14 protein-coding genes and 1 pseudogene are annotated in these 17,545 nt (G+C 71.2%); 9 read left to right on the forward strand and 6 right to left on the reverse strand.

Annotation, left to right across the window (positions count from 1 at the left end; genetic code table 11):
• Window positions 1-39: 39 nt before the first annotated feature.
• Window positions 40-285: a hypothetical protein gene (locus ABZ267_RS13040; protein ID WP_356750317.1), complete on the reverse strand. Its 246-nt coding sequence runs from the start codon at window positions 283-285 to the stop codon at window positions 40-42.
• 84 nt (window positions 286-369) lie between these two features.
• Here ABZ267_RS13040 and holA point away from each other — a divergent pair, with 84 nt between their 5' ends.
• Window positions 370-1,356, forward strand: a complete 987-nt coding sequence (gene holA / locus ABZ267_RS13045; protein ID WP_356750319.1) for a DNA polymerase III subunit delta — start codon at window positions 370-372, stop codon at window positions 1,354-1,356.
• 341 nt (window positions 1,357-1,697) lie between these two features.
• Here the strand turns inward: holA and rpsT are convergent, their stop codons facing one another.
• Entirely contained in the window at window positions 1,698-1,964 is a 267-nt protein-coding gene (rpsT, locus tag ABZ267_RS13050; protein WP_018961227.1) for a 30S ribosomal protein S20, read from the reverse strand.
• A gap of 216 nt (window positions 1,965-2,180) precedes the next feature.
• Here rpsT and lepA point away from each other — a divergent pair, with 216 nt between their 5' ends.
• Window positions 2,181-4,055, forward strand: coding sequence for a translation elongation factor 4 (gene lepA / locus ABZ267_RS13055; RefSeq protein ID WP_356750321.1), 1,875 nt, complete (start codon window positions 2,181-2,183; stop codon window positions 4,053-4,055).
• Window positions 4,056-4,341: 286 nt separating this feature from the next.
• A complete protein-coding gene (locus tag ABZ267_RS13060) occupies window positions 4,342-6,231 on the forward strand; it encodes an AMP-binding protein (protein ID WP_356750323.1) in 1,890 nt (629 codons plus the stop codon).
• 88 nt (window positions 6,232-6,319) lie between these two features.
• On the opposite strand, the gene ABZ267_RS13065 is transcribed toward ABZ267_RS13060, so the two are convergent.
• Both ABZ267_RS13065 and ABZ267_RS13070 read right to left on the reverse strand, forming a co-directional pair.
• Window positions 6,320-6,958: a dihydrofolate reductase family protein gene (locus tag ABZ267_RS13065; protein WP_356750325.1), complete on the reverse strand. Its 639-nt coding sequence runs from the start codon at window positions 6,956-6,958 to the stop codon at window positions 6,320-6,322.
• Between the two features lie 115 nt (window positions 6,959-7,073).
• Window positions 7,074-7,979 carry a MerR family transcriptional regulator gene (locus tag ABZ267_RS13070; protein ID WP_356750326.1) on the reverse strand — a complete coding sequence of 302 codons (906 nt, stop codon included), beginning with the start codon at window positions 7,977-7,979 and terminating at the stop codon, window positions 7,074-7,076.
• Between the two features lie 222 nt (window positions 7,980-8,201).
• Between ABZ267_RS13070 and ABZ267_RS13075 the strand changes: the two are divergent.
• Together ABZ267_RS13075 and hemW are read left to right on the forward strand one after the other, a co-directional pair.
• Window positions 8,202-10,210: pseudogene (locus ABZ267_RS13075) on the forward strand (ATP-binding SpoIIE family protein phosphatase).
• A gap of 22 nt (window positions 10,211-10,232) precedes the next feature.
• The gene (gene hemW / locus ABZ267_RS13080) at window positions 10,233-11,474 is read left to right on the forward strand and encodes a radical SAM family heme chaperone HemW (protein ID WP_356750328.1); all 1,242 of its coding nucleotides are present in this window, start codon (window positions 10,233-10,235) and stop codon (window positions 11,472-11,474) included.
• 25 nt (window positions 11,475-11,499) lie between these two features.
• Here hemW and ABZ267_RS13085 read toward each other — a convergent pair whose 3' ends face one another.
• Both ABZ267_RS13085 and ABZ267_RS13090 read right to left on the reverse strand, forming a co-directional pair.
• Entirely contained in the window at window positions 11,500-12,318 is an 819-nt protein-coding gene (locus ABZ267_RS13085; RefSeq protein WP_356750330.1) for a DUF3097 domain-containing protein, read from the reverse strand.
• 93 nt (window positions 12,319-12,411) lie between these two features.
• On the reverse strand, window positions 12,412-13,143 hold the full coding sequence (locus ABZ267_RS13090) for an MBL fold metallo-hydrolase (RefSeq protein ID WP_356750332.1): 732 nt from the start codon (window positions 13,141-13,143) through the stop codon (window positions 12,412-12,414).
• 177 nt (window positions 13,144-13,320) lie between these two features.
• On the opposite strand from ABZ267_RS13090, the gene hrcA reads away from it, so the two are divergent.
• The 4 genes from hrcA to ABZ267_RS13110 all read left to right on the forward strand — a co-directional run bounded on the left by hrcA (window position 13,321) and on the right by ABZ267_RS13110 (window position 17,420).
• Window positions 13,321-14,337, forward strand: coding sequence for a heat-inducible transcriptional repressor HrcA (hrcA, locus tag ABZ267_RS13095; RefSeq protein ID WP_030563440.1), 1,017 nt, complete (start codon window positions 13,321-13,323; stop codon window positions 14,335-14,337).
• Window positions 14,338-15,474 carry a molecular chaperone DnaJ gene (dnaJ, locus tag ABZ267_RS13100; protein ID WP_356750334.1) on the forward strand — a complete coding sequence of 379 codons (1,137 nt, stop codon included), beginning with the start codon at window positions 14,338-14,340 and terminating at the stop codon, window positions 15,472-15,474.
• Between the two features lie 132 nt (window positions 15,475-15,606).
• Entirely contained in the window at window positions 15,607-16,680 is a 1,074-nt protein-coding gene (locus tag ABZ267_RS13105) for a nitronate monooxygenase (protein WP_356750336.1), read from the forward strand.
• Window positions 16,677-17,420 (forward strand): 16S rRNA (uracil(1498)-N(3))-methyltransferase, encoded by a 744-nt coding sequence (locus ABZ267_RS13110; protein WP_356750337.1) that lies wholly within the window; start codon window positions 16,677-16,679, stop codon window positions 17,418-17,420. The genes ABZ267_RS13105 and ABZ267_RS13110 overlap by 4 nt, the downstream gene beginning before the upstream one ends.
• Window positions 17,421-17,545 lie beyond the last annotated feature (125 nt).

Here is a 17,545-nt window from a genome sequence, read left to right on the forward strand (position 1 = left end):
CTGTCGTCCTATGCCTTCGGCCACGCCCGGCCCGAGGCGCTACGGCCTCTCGAGCCAGCCCTCGTACTCCGCCGCGAACGCGTCGAGCACGGCCGGGTCCAGGCGTCCGGCCGGGTCCTCCACGACCACCAGCCACTGGGCGTCCTCGGCGTCGTCCTCGCCGGCCAGGGCGTCCCGTACGAGCTGGGGTTCCTCGGCGACCCCGAAACGGTCCGCCAGCTCCCCGGCCACCTCCTCCGCGGCGTCTCGGTCGGGCAGCACCAGTACGTGTCTCTCATCGTTCACCCGGACATTCTCCGGTACGGGCGCCTGGGCCCCCGCACCCTGGGGCGGCCGGGCTGTCAGTGGGCCATGGGATGCTGGAGCGCGATGGCCACCAGGAAGAATTCCACCGACGATCCGCTCGCCCCGCTCACCCTCGCCGTGGGCCAGGAGGACCTCCTCCTGGACCGTGCGGTGCAGCAGGTGGTGGCGGCGGCCCGCGCTGCCGACGCCGATACGGATGTCCGTGATCTGACGTCCGACCAGTTGCAGCCCGGCACGCTCGCCGAGCTCACCAGCCCCTCGCTCTTCGCCGAGCGCAAGGTCGTGATCGTGCGCGACGCGCAGGACCTCTCGGCCGACACGGTCAAGGACGTCAAGGCGTATCTCGGTGCGCCGGTCGAGGAGATCACGCTCGTCCTGCTGCACGCGGGCGGAGCCAAGGGCAAGGGGCTCCTGGACGCGGCGCGCAAGGCCGGAGCCCGGGAGGTGGCCTGCCCTAAGACCACCAAGCCGGCCGAGCGGCTCTCGTTCGTACGGTCGGAGTTCCGGACCCACGGGCGGTCCGCGACGCCGGAGGCGTGCCAGGCGCTGGTCGACTCCATCGGCAGCGATCTGCGGGAGCTGGCCAGTGCGGTGTCGCAGCTGATCGCGGATGTCGAGGGGACGATCGACGAGGCGGTCGTCGGGCGCTATTACACCGGGCGGGCCGAGGCCTCGTCGTTCACCGTCGCCGACCGGGCCGTCGAGGGGCGGGCTGCGGAGGCGCTGGAGGCGCTGCGGTGGTCCTTGTCGACCGGAGTCGCGCCGGTGCTGATCACCAGTGCGCTGGCGCAGGGGGTGCGGGCGATCGGGAAGCTGTCCTCCGCGCGGGGTGGGCGGCCGGCCGATCTCGCTCGCGAGCTGGGGATGCCGCCGTGGAAGATCGACCGGGTGCGGCAGCAGATGCGGGGGTGGACGCCGGACGGGGTCGCTCTGGCCCTGCGGGCCGTGGCTGCGGCGGATGCGGGGGTGAAGGGCGGGGGAGATGACCCTGAGTACGCCCTGGAGAAGGCCGTTGTCGCGGTGGCGCGGGCGGCGAGGTCGGGGCGGTAGGGGGTTTCCCGGTTCACCGCTGGGTGCGGGGCCCTGTCGTGACCGGTTCCGTCCTCAAGCACCGGACGGGCTGGGTTGGCGTTCGTCCACCGTCGTGCGCGGGCCCCTCGTGTGAGCGCCGGTTCCGTCCTCAAGCGCCGGACGGGCTGGAAATGCCACGGAAGCCCCGAAGCGCTGATCTGGGGAGATCGGCGTCGGGGCTTCCGGGTCACGCTCTTGGTGCGCCGCACCCGCGTGGCGAACGCAGGTTCGGTGTGCGGCGCGGAGTGCCGGTCAGGGGCGGGAGAGAGGGCCCGTCGAGTCCGTTCCGGCGTTCACATCAGTGAGCTTCGGGAAGAAGCTCAGGCCTGCAGGGCGGCAACCTTGGACGCCAGCGCCGACTTCTTGTTGGCGGCGGCGTTCTTGTGGATGACACCCTTCGAGACAGCCTTGTCGAGCTGACGGGAGGCGTCGCGGACGGCCGTGGTGGCCTTCTCGACGTCACCGGCAACGGCGGCCTCGCGGGCCTTGCGGATCGCGGTCTTGAGCGACGACTTGACGGCCTTGTTGCGCAGGCGCGCCTTCTCGTTGGTCTTGTTCCGCTTGATCTGGGACTTGATGTTCGCCACGAATAGAGCCTTTTCAGGTTCGTTGGATCTTCCAGGTGAGCCACGCCGCTCGTGAGAGCCACGAGGCACAGCTGTCCACGGTAGCAGTCACCCTCCGACCGGCCCAAACCGGTCACTGACCCGCAGGCGTGGGACGATGGAGCCTACGTATCGATCCGACCGACCCGACATCGACCCGAGACACGGCGTTCGGCGTCTCAAGAATCAGGACCCTGCGTGCCCGCGACTCCTTCCAACGTGCCCGAGCCGAGCCGTACCGACCCGGCGCTGATCCGCAATTTCTGCATCATCGCGCACATCGACCACGGCAAGTCGACCCTTGCCGACCGGATGCTTCAGCTGACCGGAGTGGTCGACCAGCGGCAGATGCGTGCTCAGTACCTCGACCGGATGGACATCGAGCGCGAGCGCGGCATCACCATCAAGTCCCAGGCGGTCCGACTGCCGTGGGCGCCCAACACGGGTGAGGACACGGGTACCACCCACATCCTCAACATGATCGACACCCCGGGCCACGTGGACTTCACCTACGAGGTCTCGCGTTCGCTGGCGGCCTGCGAAGGCACGGTCCTGTTGGTCGACGCCGCGCAGGGGATCGAGGCCCAGACGCTGGCCAACCTCTATCTCGCGATGGAGAACGAGCTCACCATCGTCCCGGTGCTCAACAAGATCGACCTGCCCGCCGCACAGCCGGAGAAGTTCTCCGAGGAGCTGGCCAACCTCATCGGCTGCCAGCCCGAGGACGTGCTCAAGGTCTCCGCCAAGACCGGTGTCGGCGTGGACGCGCTGCTCGACCGGGTCGTCCGCGACGTACCGCCCCCGGTCGGTGTCGCCGACGCCCCCGCCCGCGCGATGATCTTCGACTCGGTCTACGACGCGTATCGCGGTGTCGTGACGTACGTCCGTGTCATCGACGGACAGCTCAACAAGCGCGAGCGCATCCGCATGATGTCGACCGGCGCCACCCACGAGCTGCTGGAGATCGGCGTCTCCTCCCCGGAGATGTCCCCGGCCGACGGCATCGGCGTGGGCGAGGTCGGCTACATCATCACCGGCGTGAAGGACGTGCGGCAGTCCAAGGTCGGTGACACGATCACCTCCCTGCACAACGGGGCGACCGAGGCCCTGGGCGGTTACAAGGACCCGAAGCCGATGGTCTTCTCGGGGCTGTATCCGCTGGACGGCTCGGACTATCCGGACCTGCGTGAGGCGCTGGACAAGCTCCAGCTCAACGACGCCGCCCTGGTCTACGAGCCGGAGACCTCCGCCGCGCTCGGCTTCGGCTTCCGCGTCGGCTTCCTCGGCCTGCTCCACCTGGACGTGGTCCGTGAGCGGCTGGAGCGCGAGTTCGGCCTCGACCTGATCGCGACCGCCCCGAACGTGGTCTACCGGGTCGAGATGGAGGACGGCACCGAGCACGTCGTCACCAACCCGAGCGAATTCCCCGAGGGCAAGATCGACAAGGTGCACGAGCCGGTCGTCCGCGCCACGGTGCTGGCCCCCAGCGAGTTCATCGGCGCGATCATGGAGCTCTGCCAGAACCGGCGCGGCACCCTGCTCGGCATGGACTACCTCTCCGAGGACCGCGTCGAGATCCGCTACACGCTGCCCCTCGCCGAGATCGTCTTCGACTTCTTCGACCAGCTGAAGTCCAAGACCCGCGGTTACGCCTCCCTCGACTACGAGCCCACCGGCGAGCAGTCGGCCCACCTCGTCAAGGTCGACATCCTGCTCCACGGCGACAAGGTGGACGCGTTCTCCGCGGTCACGCACAAGGACAAGGCGTACGCGTACGGCGTACGGCTCGTCGCCAAGCTGCAGAAGCTCATCCCGCGGCAGAACTTCGAGGTGCCGATCCAGGCGGCCATCGGCGCCCGGGTCATCGCCCGTGAGACCGTCCGCGCCATCCGCAAGGACGTCCTCGCCAAGTGCTACGGCGGTGACATCTCCCGTAAGCGGAAGCTGCTGGAGAAGCAGAAGGAAGGCAAGAAGCGGATGAAGATGGTCGGCAACGTGGAGGTCCCGCAGGACGCCTTCATCTCCGTCCTGTCGACCGACGAGTCCGCCGGCGAGGGCAAGGGCAAGAAGTAGCACCCTGTTCCGCCGGCTCCCGGCGACGATCGGCCGAAGGGCTCTCACACCGCAGTAACGTGCGGAGTGAGGGCCCTTTCGTTATGAAAGCGGCGGCTCGTTGCCTCTTACGTGGCGGACGAGTGGCCTCTACTCTGATCACGCATCGATGGTTACTCGCCAGTTAAACAAGCCGAACAAGCAGGTTGCGCAGCAGGACAGCAGCACAGGACAGCGGCGCTCAGTCGCAGTAGTCGCAGGATTCAGAGAAGCCGGTCGTAGCAATGCCGCAGGCCCGGAGGACGTCGTGAGCGACACACAGACCTTGATCGATAACCGGCCGCCCTCCGTGGCGGCCCTCTTCATCGACCGCGTGGCGGCGACCCCGGACGGGGAGGCGTACCGCTATCCGGTCCCGTCGGCCTCGGGCGAGGGCCCCGACGACTGGAAGTCGCTGAGCTGGGGCCAGGCCGCGAAGCGGGTCTACGCCATCGCCGCCGGGCTGATCGCGCTCGGCGTGCAGCCGGAGGAGCGGGTCGCCCTCTCCTCCGCCACCCGGGTCGAGTGGATCCTCATCGACCTCGGCGTGATGTGCGCGGGCGCCGCGACCACCACGGTCTACCCCTCCACCAACGCCGAGGAGTCCGCCTTCATCCTGGCCGACTCCGAGAGCCGCATCCTCATCGCGGAGGACGCCGAGCAGCTGGCCAAGGCCCGTGAGCGCCGCACCGAGCTGCCCGACCTCGCGCATGTCATCGTCATCGACCCGGCCGGCGTCGAGCCCGCCGAGGACGACCCCGAGGGCTGGATCATCAGCCTGGACGACCTGGAGGCGCGCGGCAACGAGCTGCTCGCCAAGACCCCGGACGCGGTCACCGAGCGGGTCGCCGCCATCACCGCCGACCAGCTCGCCACCCTCATCTACACCTCCGGCACCACCGGCCGGCCCAAGGGCGTGCGGCTGCCGCACGACAACTGGTCGTACATGGCCAAGGCCACCGTGGCGACCGGGCTGATCACCGCCGAGGACGTGCAGTACCTCTGGCTGCCGCTCGCCCACGTCTTCGGCAAGGTCCTCACCTCGGGCCAGATCGAGGTCGGCCACGTCACCGCGATCGACGGCCGCATCGACAAGATCATCGAGAACCTGCCGGTCGTCCAGCCGACCTACATGGCGGCCGTGCCCCGGATCTTCGAGAAGGTCTACAACGGGGTCGCCTCCAAGGCCCGTGCGGGCGGCGGCGCCAAGTACAAGATCTTCCAGTGGGCGGCCGGCGTCGGCCGCGAGTACGCCAAGGTCTCCCAGGACAACTTCCGCCGCACCGGCAAGGCCTCCGTCCCCTTCGCGCTCGGCGCCAAGCACAAGGTCGCCGACGCGCTGGTCTTCTCCAAGATCCGCGACGCCTTCGGCGGCCGGCTGCGCGCCTGCATCTCCGGCTCCGCCGCCCTCGCGCCGGACATCGGCTACTTCTTCGCGGGCGCCGGCGTCCACATCCTGGAGGGCTACGGCCTCACCGAGACCAGCGCCGCCTCCTTCGTCAACCCGGGCGAGGCCTACCGCACCGGCACCGTCGGCAAGCCGCTCCCCGGCACCGAGGTCCGCATCGCGGAGGACGGCGAGATCCTGCTGCGCGGCCCCGGCGTCATGCAGGGCTACCACAAGCTGCCCGAGAAGACCGAGGAGGTCCTGGAGTCGGACGGCTGGTTCCACACCGGTGACATCGGTGAGCTGTCGGCCGACGGCTACCTGCGTATCACCGACCGCAAGAAGGACCTGATCAAGACGTCGGGCGGCAAGTACGTCGCTCCGGCCGAGGTCGAGGGCCAGTTCAAGGCGGTCTGCCCGTTCGTCTCCAACATCCTGGTGCACGGCGCGGACCGTAACTTCTGCACCGCGCTCATCGCCCTCGACGGCCCCACCATCCTGAACTGGGCCGCCGAGAACGGCCTGGAGGGCAAGGAGTACGCGGAGGTGGTCGCCGCCCCGCAGACCGTCGAGCTGATCGACGGTTACGTACAGCGCCTCAACGAGGGCCTCCAGCGCTGGCAGACCATCAAGAAGTTCCGCCTCCTGCCGCGCGACCTGGACGTCGAGCACGGCGAGCTGACCCCGAGCCTCAAGCTGAAGCGGCCGGTCGTCGAGCGCGAGTACCAGGGGCTGATCGACGAGATGTACGCGGGATCGCGCGAGGCGTAGCGCGAACGGCCGAAGCGCCTTGTGTACGCGGACGGGGCGCCGGAGACCGACGGGTGTCCGGCCGCCCCGTCCGCCGGGACCGGGCTTGCTAGCTTCCGGCACCGCGGTCGGGCGCGCTCATGTCGCCCGTCGCGGGAGTGCCGTCGGCGAGCCCGTAGCGCAGGTGCACCGCGCCCTTCGGGCCGGCTGCCGGTGGCGCGAGGAGCGTCAGGCTGGTGGGCACCGCGCCCCCGTCGAACACCTTCTTCCCGACGCCGAGCACGATCGGATGCAGCCAGAGGTCGAGGCGGTCGAAGAGCTTCTCGCGCAGGAGGCTCTGCACGAGGTTCAGGCTCCCGACGACTTTCACGTGTTCGTGCCGGTCACGGATCTCGCGCACCGAGGTGGCGAGGTCCGGGCCGAGCAGCGTCGACCCGGCCCACGAGAGGTCGGGCCTGCCGCGGGAGGCCACGTACTTCGGGACGCTGTTGAAGAGCGTGGCGATCTCGTCGTCCTCGCCGCCCTCCTGGTGAGGCCAGTGGGCGGCGAAGATGTCGTACGTCCGCCGGCCGAGCAGGAGGGCGTCCGTGCCCTCGTACGCTCCACCGATCTGCGCCTCGGTGATCTGGTCCAGCAGAGGCGCCTGCCAGCCGCCGAACGGGAACCCCAGCGGGTCCTCGTCGGGTCCGCCGGGCGCCTGCCCGACGAGGTCGAGGGTCGCGAACAGCTCGATGTGGATGAGGCCCATGGCGTACTCCTGGTGAGTCGGTCGTCTCTCCAGGGGTAGACCCGCGGACGGCCGCAGGCTCATCGCCACGACGGAACCCGGTTTCACCACTCCTGGCCGCCTGCCGGCCCGTGGTTCAGGCCGTGGGTGCGTCCTGGGCCGCGAGTTGTACGGCCAACTCCATGCAGCGCAGACGGGCGGGAGAGAAGTCGTACGGCATTTCGCCCACCGCTTCGAACGCGCTCATGGTGCCTGCCCTCCGCCCGCCGGAACCGCGGTCGTCCTCCTCCTTGTCGGCGGTGGCGGAATCCGGAGCGTCCCAGGCATCGATCAGGGCATCGTCGTCCGCGGCCAGACCGGACTCCTCGATGACGGCCTCCAAGACGCCTTCGAAGGCGTGCCGCTCGGTGGCCACCCGGAGCACCTGCGGATCGTCGACGGCAACGGTGTCGTCGAGTGCCTCCTCGGCGGCGTCGACGCGATCGGATTCCTCCCGCAGGGCCGGATGTGTGGCCAGCGCGATGAAACGGGTGGCCTGGATGGCCGCGCCCAAGGGGCCGAAGATCCGCTCCGTGACCAGCAGCGTGTCCAGCTCCACCTGGCGCAGGGAGCCCTCGGGCAGGCTCTTGAGGCGGTCGGTCACGACATCGGAGAGCAAGCCCATGCGGCTGCCTTCGGCGCGCATACGCTGCACGGCGGTCCGCTGCCGGTGCAGCACAGCCTCCTGGGCGGCGAGGGAGTTCTCCAGGCGCTCCAAGGTGAGCGCGATCCCGTCACCGCCGTCGTCGCCGGCGGACCCCGTGTCCGCGGTGAGAGCGTCACGGATGTCGTCCAGTGCGATGCCGGCATCGGCCATCCTGCGGATCCACAGCAGCCGGATCATGTCCTCGTGGCCGTAGCGGCGGCGCCCGTCGCCGCCCCGCTCGGGCTCGGGAAGCAGACCGATCTCGTGATAGTGCCGGATCGCCCGCGGCGTCGTGCCGGCGAACGCCGCCGCGTCACCGATCTTCACCCGGCGCGGCGGGACGAAGGACGAGTACATGAGCAGGTGCCTTTCCTCGGTGGAGCGGTGACGGAACCCACCGGACCACATGCCGTTACGGCAGGTGCAAACCCGCACACCATCTCGCGCCGGCACGGCAACTCCGCTTCGGGCCATCCCGGCGCCCGGTCGTACCGCCTGCCGTGCATGTCACGTGGCGTTTCCCGAAGCCTTGCGTTCGAATCTGCTCGATTTTCTGCCCACTTCGGTAACTCGGTGCTTATGGGCGCGTCCGGTCTGTCACTCTGTCGGAATCATCGGACCCGGAGGAGCCGCACCGTGGCACCCATCCCCTTGCAGCGGGACCAGCGGGACACCGTGCAGCGTCCCGGCACCACGCGTGCCGGGTACGCGCACGGCCCGCGCCTGGCCAGCCGCACCAGCCTGCCCGGCATACCGCTCGCGCCCTCCGCCGCCCGCCGGTTCGTGCGGGCCGCGCTCGCGGAGTGGACCGGGATCGGGGTGCCCGCGGCCGTGGGCTTCAGCGACCGGTTGGCCGACGACGCGGTGACCGTCACCAACGAGCTGGTCACCAACGCCGTCGTGCACGCCGGGACCACGGTCGACCTGGTCCTCCGGCTGGAGGAGGAAGGCGCCGAGGAGCCGTCGGCCGCCCTCGTCCTGGAGGTCACCGACCACCACCCGGCCCGCCCGGTCGGCGCCGACGAGTCCGGTGATCCTGTCCGTACGGAGACCGAGGCACCCGCCGGCCTGCCCGATCCCGCCGAGTACGGCCGGGGCCTCCAGCTCGTCGCCACGCTCGCCGAGTCCTGGGGCATCACCTACCGCACCGGCCTCAAGACCGTCTGGGCCCGCCTCCCCGTCGACGACTGGAGCGGCCCGCCCGTCCCGCCCGACCAGGACACCCTCCGGCGCGGCCTGCGCGCCGCCGAGATCCTCGCTCCCGCCGCCCGGCGCACCGAACGCGACGACGCGGTCTGGGACGGCCGCGGCGCACCCGCCTTCCTGGCCGAGGCGTCCGACCTGCTCGCCGGGCAGCTCGACGAGGACCTGGTGGCCGCGACAGCCGGCCAGCTGCTGGTGCCGCGCCTCGCCGACTGGTGCGCGATCTGGCTGGAGACCGAAGGCGGCGGACCGGCGGCCGAGCCCCGCCTCGCCCGGGTCTGGCACAGCGACGAAGCCGGTACGGAGCCTCTGCGCACCGCCCTGGAGCGCGAGCCCCTCCGCCTCCCGGCCGGCCTCGGCTCCGGCCCCGTACCGGTGCCCTGGCCCGCACAGCCCGCAGAAGAGGCTCCGCAGCCCGGCGGCCGCGACGGCGCCGCTCTCGCCTTCCGGATCACCGCGGCCGGCCGCGCGCTCGGGACGGTCCTCGTCGGCCGCGAGGGCGTCGCCCAGGTGCCCGACGCCGTCGCCTCGCTCATCGAGGACTTCGTACGCCGCCTCGGCCTCGCCGTCGGCGCCGCCCGCGCCTACACCCGGCAGGCCACCATCAGCCGGATCCTCCAGCGCGGCCTGCTCCCGAGCAAGGTCGCGGAGATCCCCGGCGTCACCAGCGCTCTCGTCTACGAACCGAGCGACGACGGCGTGGTCGGCGGTGACTTCTACGACATCTTCCCGTGTCCCGGCGACCGCTGGTGCTTCGTCCTCGGCGACGTCCAGGGCTCAGGACCCGAGGCCGCCGTCGTCACCGGCCTCGCCCGCCCCTGGCTCCGCCTGCTCTCCCGCGAGGGCTTCGGCGTCGGCGAGGTACTGGACCGGCTCAATCGCCTCCTCCTGGACGACGCCATGGAGGCCGCCGAGGCCGCCGCGCTGATGGTCGCCGCCGCCGGAGGCCGGCAGCTCCACGACGGCTCGCAGTCGCGCTTCCTCTCCCTGCTGTACGGCGAGGTCGTGCCGCTTCCCGGCGGCGGCGTCCGCTGCACGGTGGCCAGCGCCGGGCACCCGCTGCCGCTGCTGCTCCGTCCCGACAGCTCCGTACGACCGGCGCCGAGCCGCAGGTGCTGCTCGGGGTCGTGGAGGACGTGGCGTACGAGAGCCAGGTCTTCGATCTCGCGCCCGGCGACACGCTGCTCTGCGTCACGGACGGCGTGACCGAGCGGCGGTCCGGGCCGCTGATGTTCGACGACGCGGACGGGCTGGCCCGGGTCCTGGCCGGGTGCGCCGGACTGCCGGCCGACGCGACGGCCGAGCGGATCCGGCGAGCGGTCCACGAGTTCGCCGAGCGGCCGCCGGACGACGATGTGGCGCTGCTGGTCCTGCACGCGGACTGAAGTACCTCAGGGGCGAGCGACAATGGACGGTATGCCTTCCGTACTGCCCGATGGTGAGCCCGTGCCCGACGACGGGGCGCTGCCCCGCCACGCCCTGGAAGGCGCAGCCGACCGCCCGCTCGGCTTCTACCTGCACGTCCCGTACTGCGCCACCCGCTGCGGCTACTGCGACTTCAACACCTACACCGCCACCGAGCTGCGCGGCTCCGGCGGTGCTCTGGCCTCCCGCGACAACTACGCCGCCCACCTCGTCGAGGAGGTCCGCCAGGCCCGCAAGGTCCTCGGCGACGACCCGCGTCCCGTCCGCACGGTCTTCGTCGGCGGCGGCACGCCCACGCTCCTGCCGGCGGCCGATCTCGTACGGATGCTGGCATCGATCAAGGAGGAGTTCGGGCTCGCGGAGGACGCGGAGATCACCACCGAGGCGAACCCGGAGTCCGTCGACCCGGCCTACCTCGCAGCTCTGCGCGAAGGCGGCTTCAACCGCGTCTCCTTCGGCATGCAGAGCGCCAAGCAGCACGTCCTGAAGATTTTGGACCGCACCCACACGCCCGGCCGTCCCGAGGCCTGCGTCGCCGAGGCGCGCGCGGCGGGCTTCGACCACGTCAACCTGGACCTGATCTACGGCACGCCCGGCGAGTCCGACGACGACTGGCGGGCCACCCTGGACGCGGCCATCGGCGCCGGCCCCGACCACGTCTCCGCGTACGCGCTCATCGTCGAGGAAGGCACTCAGCTCGCCCGCCGCATCCGGCGCGGCGAGATCCCGATGACCGACGACGACGCGCACGCCGACCGCTACCTCATCGCGGACGAGGCCTTCGCCGCCGCCGGCTTCGACTGGTACGAGGTCTCCAACTGGGCCACCACCGAGGCCGGCCGCTGCCTCCACAACGAGCTGTACTGGCGCGGCGCCGACTGGTGGGGCGCGGGCCCCGGCGCCCACAGCCATGTCGGCGGCGTCCGCTGGTGGAACGTGAAGCACCCGGGCGCGTACGCCCAGGCGCTCGCCGAAGGCCGCTCACCGGGCGCGGGCCGGGAGATCCTCGCCGAGGAGGACCGCCGGGTCGAGCGCATCCTCCTGGAGCTCCGGCTCCGCGAGGGCTGCCCGCTCGACCTGCTGAAACCCGACGGCCTGGCCGCCTCCCGCCGTGCGCTGGCCGACGGGCTGCTCGATCCGGCTCCGTACGAGGAGGGCCGCGCGGTCCTCACTCTGCGCGGGCGGCTCCTGGCCGACGCGGTGGTGCGGGACCTGGTGGACTGAGGACCGGCCGCCCGCACCCGTCACGTCACTCCGGCAGCGTCACGAAGTCGATCAACTCTTCGACCCGTCCCAGCAGTTGCGGCTCCAGGTCCTTGTAGCTCCGGACCTTCGACAGGATGTGCTGCCACGCCGCGCCGGTGTTCTCCGGCCATCCCAGCGCCCGGCACACCCCGGTCTTCCAGTCCTGGCCGCGCGGTACCACCGGCCACGCCGCGATCCCCACCGACGACGGCTTCACCGCCTCCCACACGTCGATGTACGGGTGGCCCACCACCAGCACATGCGGGTCCGAGACCTGCGCCGCGATCCGGGACTCCTTGGAACCGGCCACCAGGTGGTCCACCAGCACGCCGAGCCGCGCGTCCGGCCCCGGCGAGAACTCGCCCACGATGGACGGCAGGTCGTCGATGCCCTCCAGGTACTCCACCACCACGCCCTCGATGCGCAGGTCGTCGCCCCACACCCGCTCCACCAGCTCCGCGTCGTGCCGGCCCTCCACATAGATCCGCCCGGCCCGCGCCACCCGGGCCCGCGCACCGGGCACCGCCACCGAACCGGAGGCCGTACGGGTGGGGCGCGCGGGGCCGCCGGGGCCCGGGCGGACCAGCGTGACCACCTTGCCCTCCAGCAGGAAGGCGCGCGGCTCCATCGGGAAGACCCGGTGCTTGCCGAACCGGTCCTCCAGGGTCACCGTCGGCCCCTGGGCCGTCTTCTCGCAGCGGATCACCGCCCCGCAGAAGCCGGTGGCGATCTCCTCCACGACCAGATCGGGTTCGGCGGGGACCTCGGGCACGGGGGCGGACCGCTTCCACGGCGGGGTCAGGTCCGGCTGGTAGCTGCGCATGCGCAGACGATAATCCTTCCGCCGCCGCGAAGATCGTCACTCCACCCGAGAGCCCGACACCACACCCGAGGATCGCCCCCGCCCCGCAGCCCCTCACCTCACCCCGAACCGCTCCGCCAGCGCGTCCCGCTGCTCCCGGACGAACGCCGCGTCCACCACCGCCCCGTGCCCCGGCACGTACAACGCCTCCTCGCCGCCCAGCTCAAGGAGACGGTCCAGCGCCGCCGGCCAGCGTGAGGTGATCGCGTCCCGGCCCGCCTGCGGCTCGCCCGACTCCTCCACCAGGTCACCGCAGAGCACCACCGGAGGCTCTCCGTCCGTGCCCGGCACCAGCACCGCGAGATCGTGGCCGCTGTGGCCCGGGCCCACGTTGGCCAGCAGCACCTGGCGGCCGCCGCCCAGGTCGAGCGTCCACTCGCCGGTCACCTCGTGGTGCGGCACCACCAAGGTGTCCACCGACCGGTGCGCCTCCTCCTCCGCGAGGCCGTGGCGCACGGCCGACCCGGTCAGCTCGTCCGCCGAGCGCTTCAGCAGCGCGGTGATGCCCACCGCCCCGTACACCTGCGCCCCGGCGAACGCCGCCGTGCCGAGCACATGATCGAAGTGCGGGTGGCTCAGTGCGACATGCGTCACCTTCCGGCCGAGCAGCGCCTCGGCCTGCCTCCGCAGCTCGACGCCCTCGCGCAGCGTCGATCCGGTGTCGTACAGCAGCACCTCACCGGCCCCGGCCACCAGCGCCGCCGTGGCGTCCCAGCCGGGCAGCCGCCGCCGCCCGATACCGTGACCCAACCGCTCCCAGCCGAAGTCTTCCCACAACACGTCCATGGGACGACGCTATCGGCACCGTCCCGTACGGCTCGGTGGCGGCGTGGCCGGTCGCCCTTGCCCCGGCCCCACCCCACCCCCGTACACTGACCGGTGAGTAGCTGGCACTCGTACGCACCGAGTGCCAGACGGGTACCGGAGACAGACACCGGAGAACGACAGCTGGAGGTGTGCGCCATGCTCAGCGAACGCAGACTCGAAGTGCTGCGCGCCATCGTCCAGGACTATGTCGGCACCGAGGAGCCCGTCGGCTCCAAGGCGCTCACGGAACGGCACCAGCTGGGCGTCTCGCCGGCCACCGTCCGCAACGACATGGCGGTGCTGGAGGACGAGGGCTTCATCGCGCAGCCGCACACGAGCGCGGGACGCATTCCGACCGACAAGGGGTACCGCCTCTTCGTCGACAAGCTCGCCGGAGTCAAGCCGCTCTCCTCGCCGGAGCGCCGCGCCATCCAGAACTTCCTCGACGGCGCGGTCGACCTCGACGACGTGGTCGGCCGGACGGTGCGGCTGCTCGCGCAGCTGACCCGGCAGGTCGCCGTCGTGCAGTACCCCTCGCTGACCCGCTCGACGGTGCGGCACGTGGAGCTGCTCTCGCTCGCACCGGCCCGGCTGATGCTCGTCCTGATCACGGACACCGGCCGGGTCGAACAGCGTATGATCGACTGCCCCGCGCCCTTCGGCGAGGCATCCCTCGCGGATCTGCGGGCCCGGCTCAACAGCCGGGTCGTCGGACGCCGCTTCGCGGATGTCCCGCGGCTGGTGCGGGAGCTGCCGGAATCCTTCGACAGCGAGGACCGAGGGACGGTTTCCACGGTTCTTTCCACCCTCCTCGAAACCCTGGTCGAGGAGACGGAGGAGCGGCTGATGATCGGCGGCACCTCCAACCTCACCCGCTTCGGACACGACTTCCCTGTGATGATCCGGCCGGTGCTGGAAGCACTGGAGGAGCAGGTCGTCCTGCTGAAGCTGCTCGGTGAGGCCACGGACTCAGCCATGACCGTGCGGATCGGGCACGAGAACGCCCACGAGGGACTCACCTCCACGTCCGTCGTCGCGGTCGGCTACGGTTCGGGCGACGAGGCAGTCGCCAAACTCGGCGTGGTCGGACCGACCCGCATGGACTACCCCGGAACGATGGGAGCGGTACGCGCAGTGGCACGTTACGTCGGACAGATCCTGGCGGAGTCGTAAGTGGCCACCGACTACTACGCCGTACTCGGCGTACGCCGCGACGCATCGCAGGACGAGATCAAGAAGGCATTCCGTCGGCTCGCGCGCGAGCTGCACCCGGATGTCAACCCGGATCCGAAGACCCAGGAGCGGTTCAAGGAGATCAACGCCGCTTACGAGGTGCTCTCGGACCCGCAGAAGAAGCAGGTCTACGACCTCGGCGGCGACCCGCTCTCCGCTCAGGGCCAAGGCGGCGCGGGCGGTTTCGGAGCCGGTGGCTTCGGCAACTTCTCCGACATCATGGACGCGTTCTTCGGAACGGCCTCGCAGCGCGGGCCCCGCTCGCGCACAAGGCGCGGCCAGGACGCCATGATCCGCCTGGAGATCGACCTCTCGGAGGCGGCCTTCGGCACCACCAAGGACATCCAGGTCGACACGGCGGTCGTCTGCAACACCTGCAGCGGCGAGGGCGCGGCCCCCGGCACCTCCGCGCAGACCTGTGACATGTGCCGCGGCCGTGGCGAGGTCTCGCAGGTCACCCGGTCCTTCCTGGGCCAGGTCATGACCTCGCGGCCCTGCCCGCAGTGCCAGGGCTTCGGTACGGTCGTGCCGACACCGTGCCCGGAGTGCGCCGGTGACGGCCGCATCCGCTCGCGCCGCACGCTCACGGTCAAGATCCCGGCGGGCGTCGACAACGGCACCCGTATCCAGCTCGCGGGTGAGGGCGAGGTCGGCCCCGGGGGCGGCCCGCCCGGCGACCTGTACGTCGAGATCCACGAGCTGCCGCACGCGGTCTTCCAGCGGCGCGGCGACGACCTGCACTGCACGGTCACCATCCCGATGACCGCCGCAGCGCTCGGTACGAAGTGTCCGCTGGAGACCCTGGACGGCGTCGAGGAGGTCGACATCCGGCCCGGCACCCAGTCCGGCCAGTCCGTCCCGCTGCACGGGCGCGGCATCACGCACCTGCGCGGCGGCGGCCGTGGCGACCTGATCGTCCATGTCGAGGTGATCACGCCGACCAAGCTCGACGCGGAGCAGGAGCGGCTCCTGCGGGAGCTCTCCAAGCTGCGCGGCGAGGAGCGCCCCTTGGGCCAGTTTCAGCCAGGTCAGCAGGGTCTCTTCTCCCGGCTGAAGGACGCCTTCAACGGCCGCTGAAGCCTTTTCCGCCTTTCACCGCACCGCCCATCGGTTACCCGCCGGTGGGCGGTGCGGCGTTCTGCGGGAGATCCGGTCACGCGGGAAGCTGGCTGATTCGGCCCTGTGCGGCGGACGTGGCACGATGCGGTCATGTCCTCCGCGTTGACCGATCTCTGCCGGTATCCGATCGTGCAGGCCCCCATGGCGGGCGGCGCTTCCGGACCTCAGCTCGCCGCGGCCGTCGCCGAGGCGGGCGGGCTCGGGTTCCTCGCCGCCGGGTACAAGACGGCGGACGGCATGTACCACGAGATCAAACAGCTGCGCCGGCTCACCGGCGGCCCGTTCGGCGTCAACCTCTTCATGCCGCAGCCCGCGCTCGGCGACCCCAGCGCCGTCGAGGTCTACCGCCATCAGCTGGCCGGTGAGGCCGCCTGGTACGAGACCCCGCTCGGCGACCCCGACAGCTGCGGCGACGACGGATACGAGGCGAAGGTCGCCATCCTGCTGGAGGACCCCGTTCCGGTGGTCTCCTTCACCTTCGGCTGCCCGACCCGCGACACACTGGACGCCTTCGCCAAGGCGGGGACGTACACCATCGTGACCGTCACCTCCGCCGAGGAGGCCCAAGGCGCCCAGTGGGCCGGTGCCGACGCCGTCTGCGTCCAGGGCGTCGAAGCCGGCGGCCACCAGTCCACGCACCGCGACGATCCGCAGGCCGACCACACCGGCACCGGGCTGCTCACCCTCGTCACCCAGGTCCGCGAGACCGTGCAGATCCCGATCGTCGCCACCGGCGGCCTGATGCGCGGCTCACAGATCGCCGCCGTGTTCGCGGCCGGTGCCGACGCCGTCCAGCTCGGCACCGCCTTCCTCATCTGCCCGGAGTCCGGCGCCCACCTGCTCCACAAGCAGGCCCTCACCAACCCGCTCTTCGTCCGCACCGAACTGACCCGCGCCTTCTCCGGCCGTCCCGCGCGCGGCCTGGTCAACCGGTTCGTCCGCGAACACGGCCCGTACGCCCCCGCCGCCTATCCGCAGGTCCACCACCTGACGACCGGGCTGCGCCAGGCGGCCGCCAAGGCCGGCGACGCGCAGGGCATGGCGCTGTGGGCCGGGCAGGGCCACCGCATGGCCCGCGAACTGCCCGTCGGCGAGCTGATCGAGCTGCTCGCCGACGAACTGGAGGCCGCCAGGGCGGCCCTGAGCATGAGGAGCCCCCGGTGACCGCACCGGTCTTCGTCGTCGAACGGATGCCCACCGGACCGGAGTTCGTGCTGGACGGGGCCGAGGGACGGCACGCCGTGTCCGTCAAGCGGCTGGAGCCCGGCGAGGACGTCGTCCTCACCGACGGGCTCGGCCACTGGGCACAGGGCGTGGTCCGGGCGGCCGAAGGCAAGGACCGGCTGACCGTCGGTGTCGGAAGCGTTCACGAGGAGCCGGAGCCCGCGCCTCGGATCACCGTCGTCCAGGCGCTGCCCAAGGGCGACCGCGGCGAACTGGCCGTGGAGACCATGACCGAGACCGGCGTCGACGCGATCGTGCCGTGGCAGGCCGGCCGCTGCATCACCCAGTGGAAGGGCGAGCGCGGCGCCAAGGCCCTGACGAAGTGGCGCAGTACGGCCCGCGAGGCGGGCAAGCAGTCCCGCCGCGTCCGCTTTCCCGAGGTGGCCGAGGCCATGACGACCAAGCAGGTCGCCGCACTGCTGGCCGGCGCCGACTTCGCCGGAGTCCTGCACGAGGACCGCGACCACGACAGCACTCCGCTCGCCACCGCCGAACTCCCGGCCACCGGCAGCATCGTGCTCGTCGTCGGCCCCGAAGGCGGCGTCTCGCCGCAGGAGCTGACCGCCTTCGCCGAGGCGGGCGCCCGCCCGTACCGGCTGGGCCGCAGCGTGCTCCGTACGTCCACGGCGGGCACGGCCGCGACGGCGCTGCTGCTGGGACGCACGGGGCGCTGGGGCTGAACGGGGCCCGGTCACCCGGCAAGAGGCTTCAGGGCCTGTCGTCGAACTGCCGCCCTCCGGACGACGGCAGTCTGACGACAGGCCCTAACATGAGCCGTACTGATCACCAGCGAACGAGGAGGCCC

Source organism: Streptomyces sp. NPDC006174, assembly GCF_040614075.1.
Classification (GTDB): Bacteria; Actinomycetota; Actinomycetes; order Streptomycetales; family Streptomycetaceae; genus Streptomyces.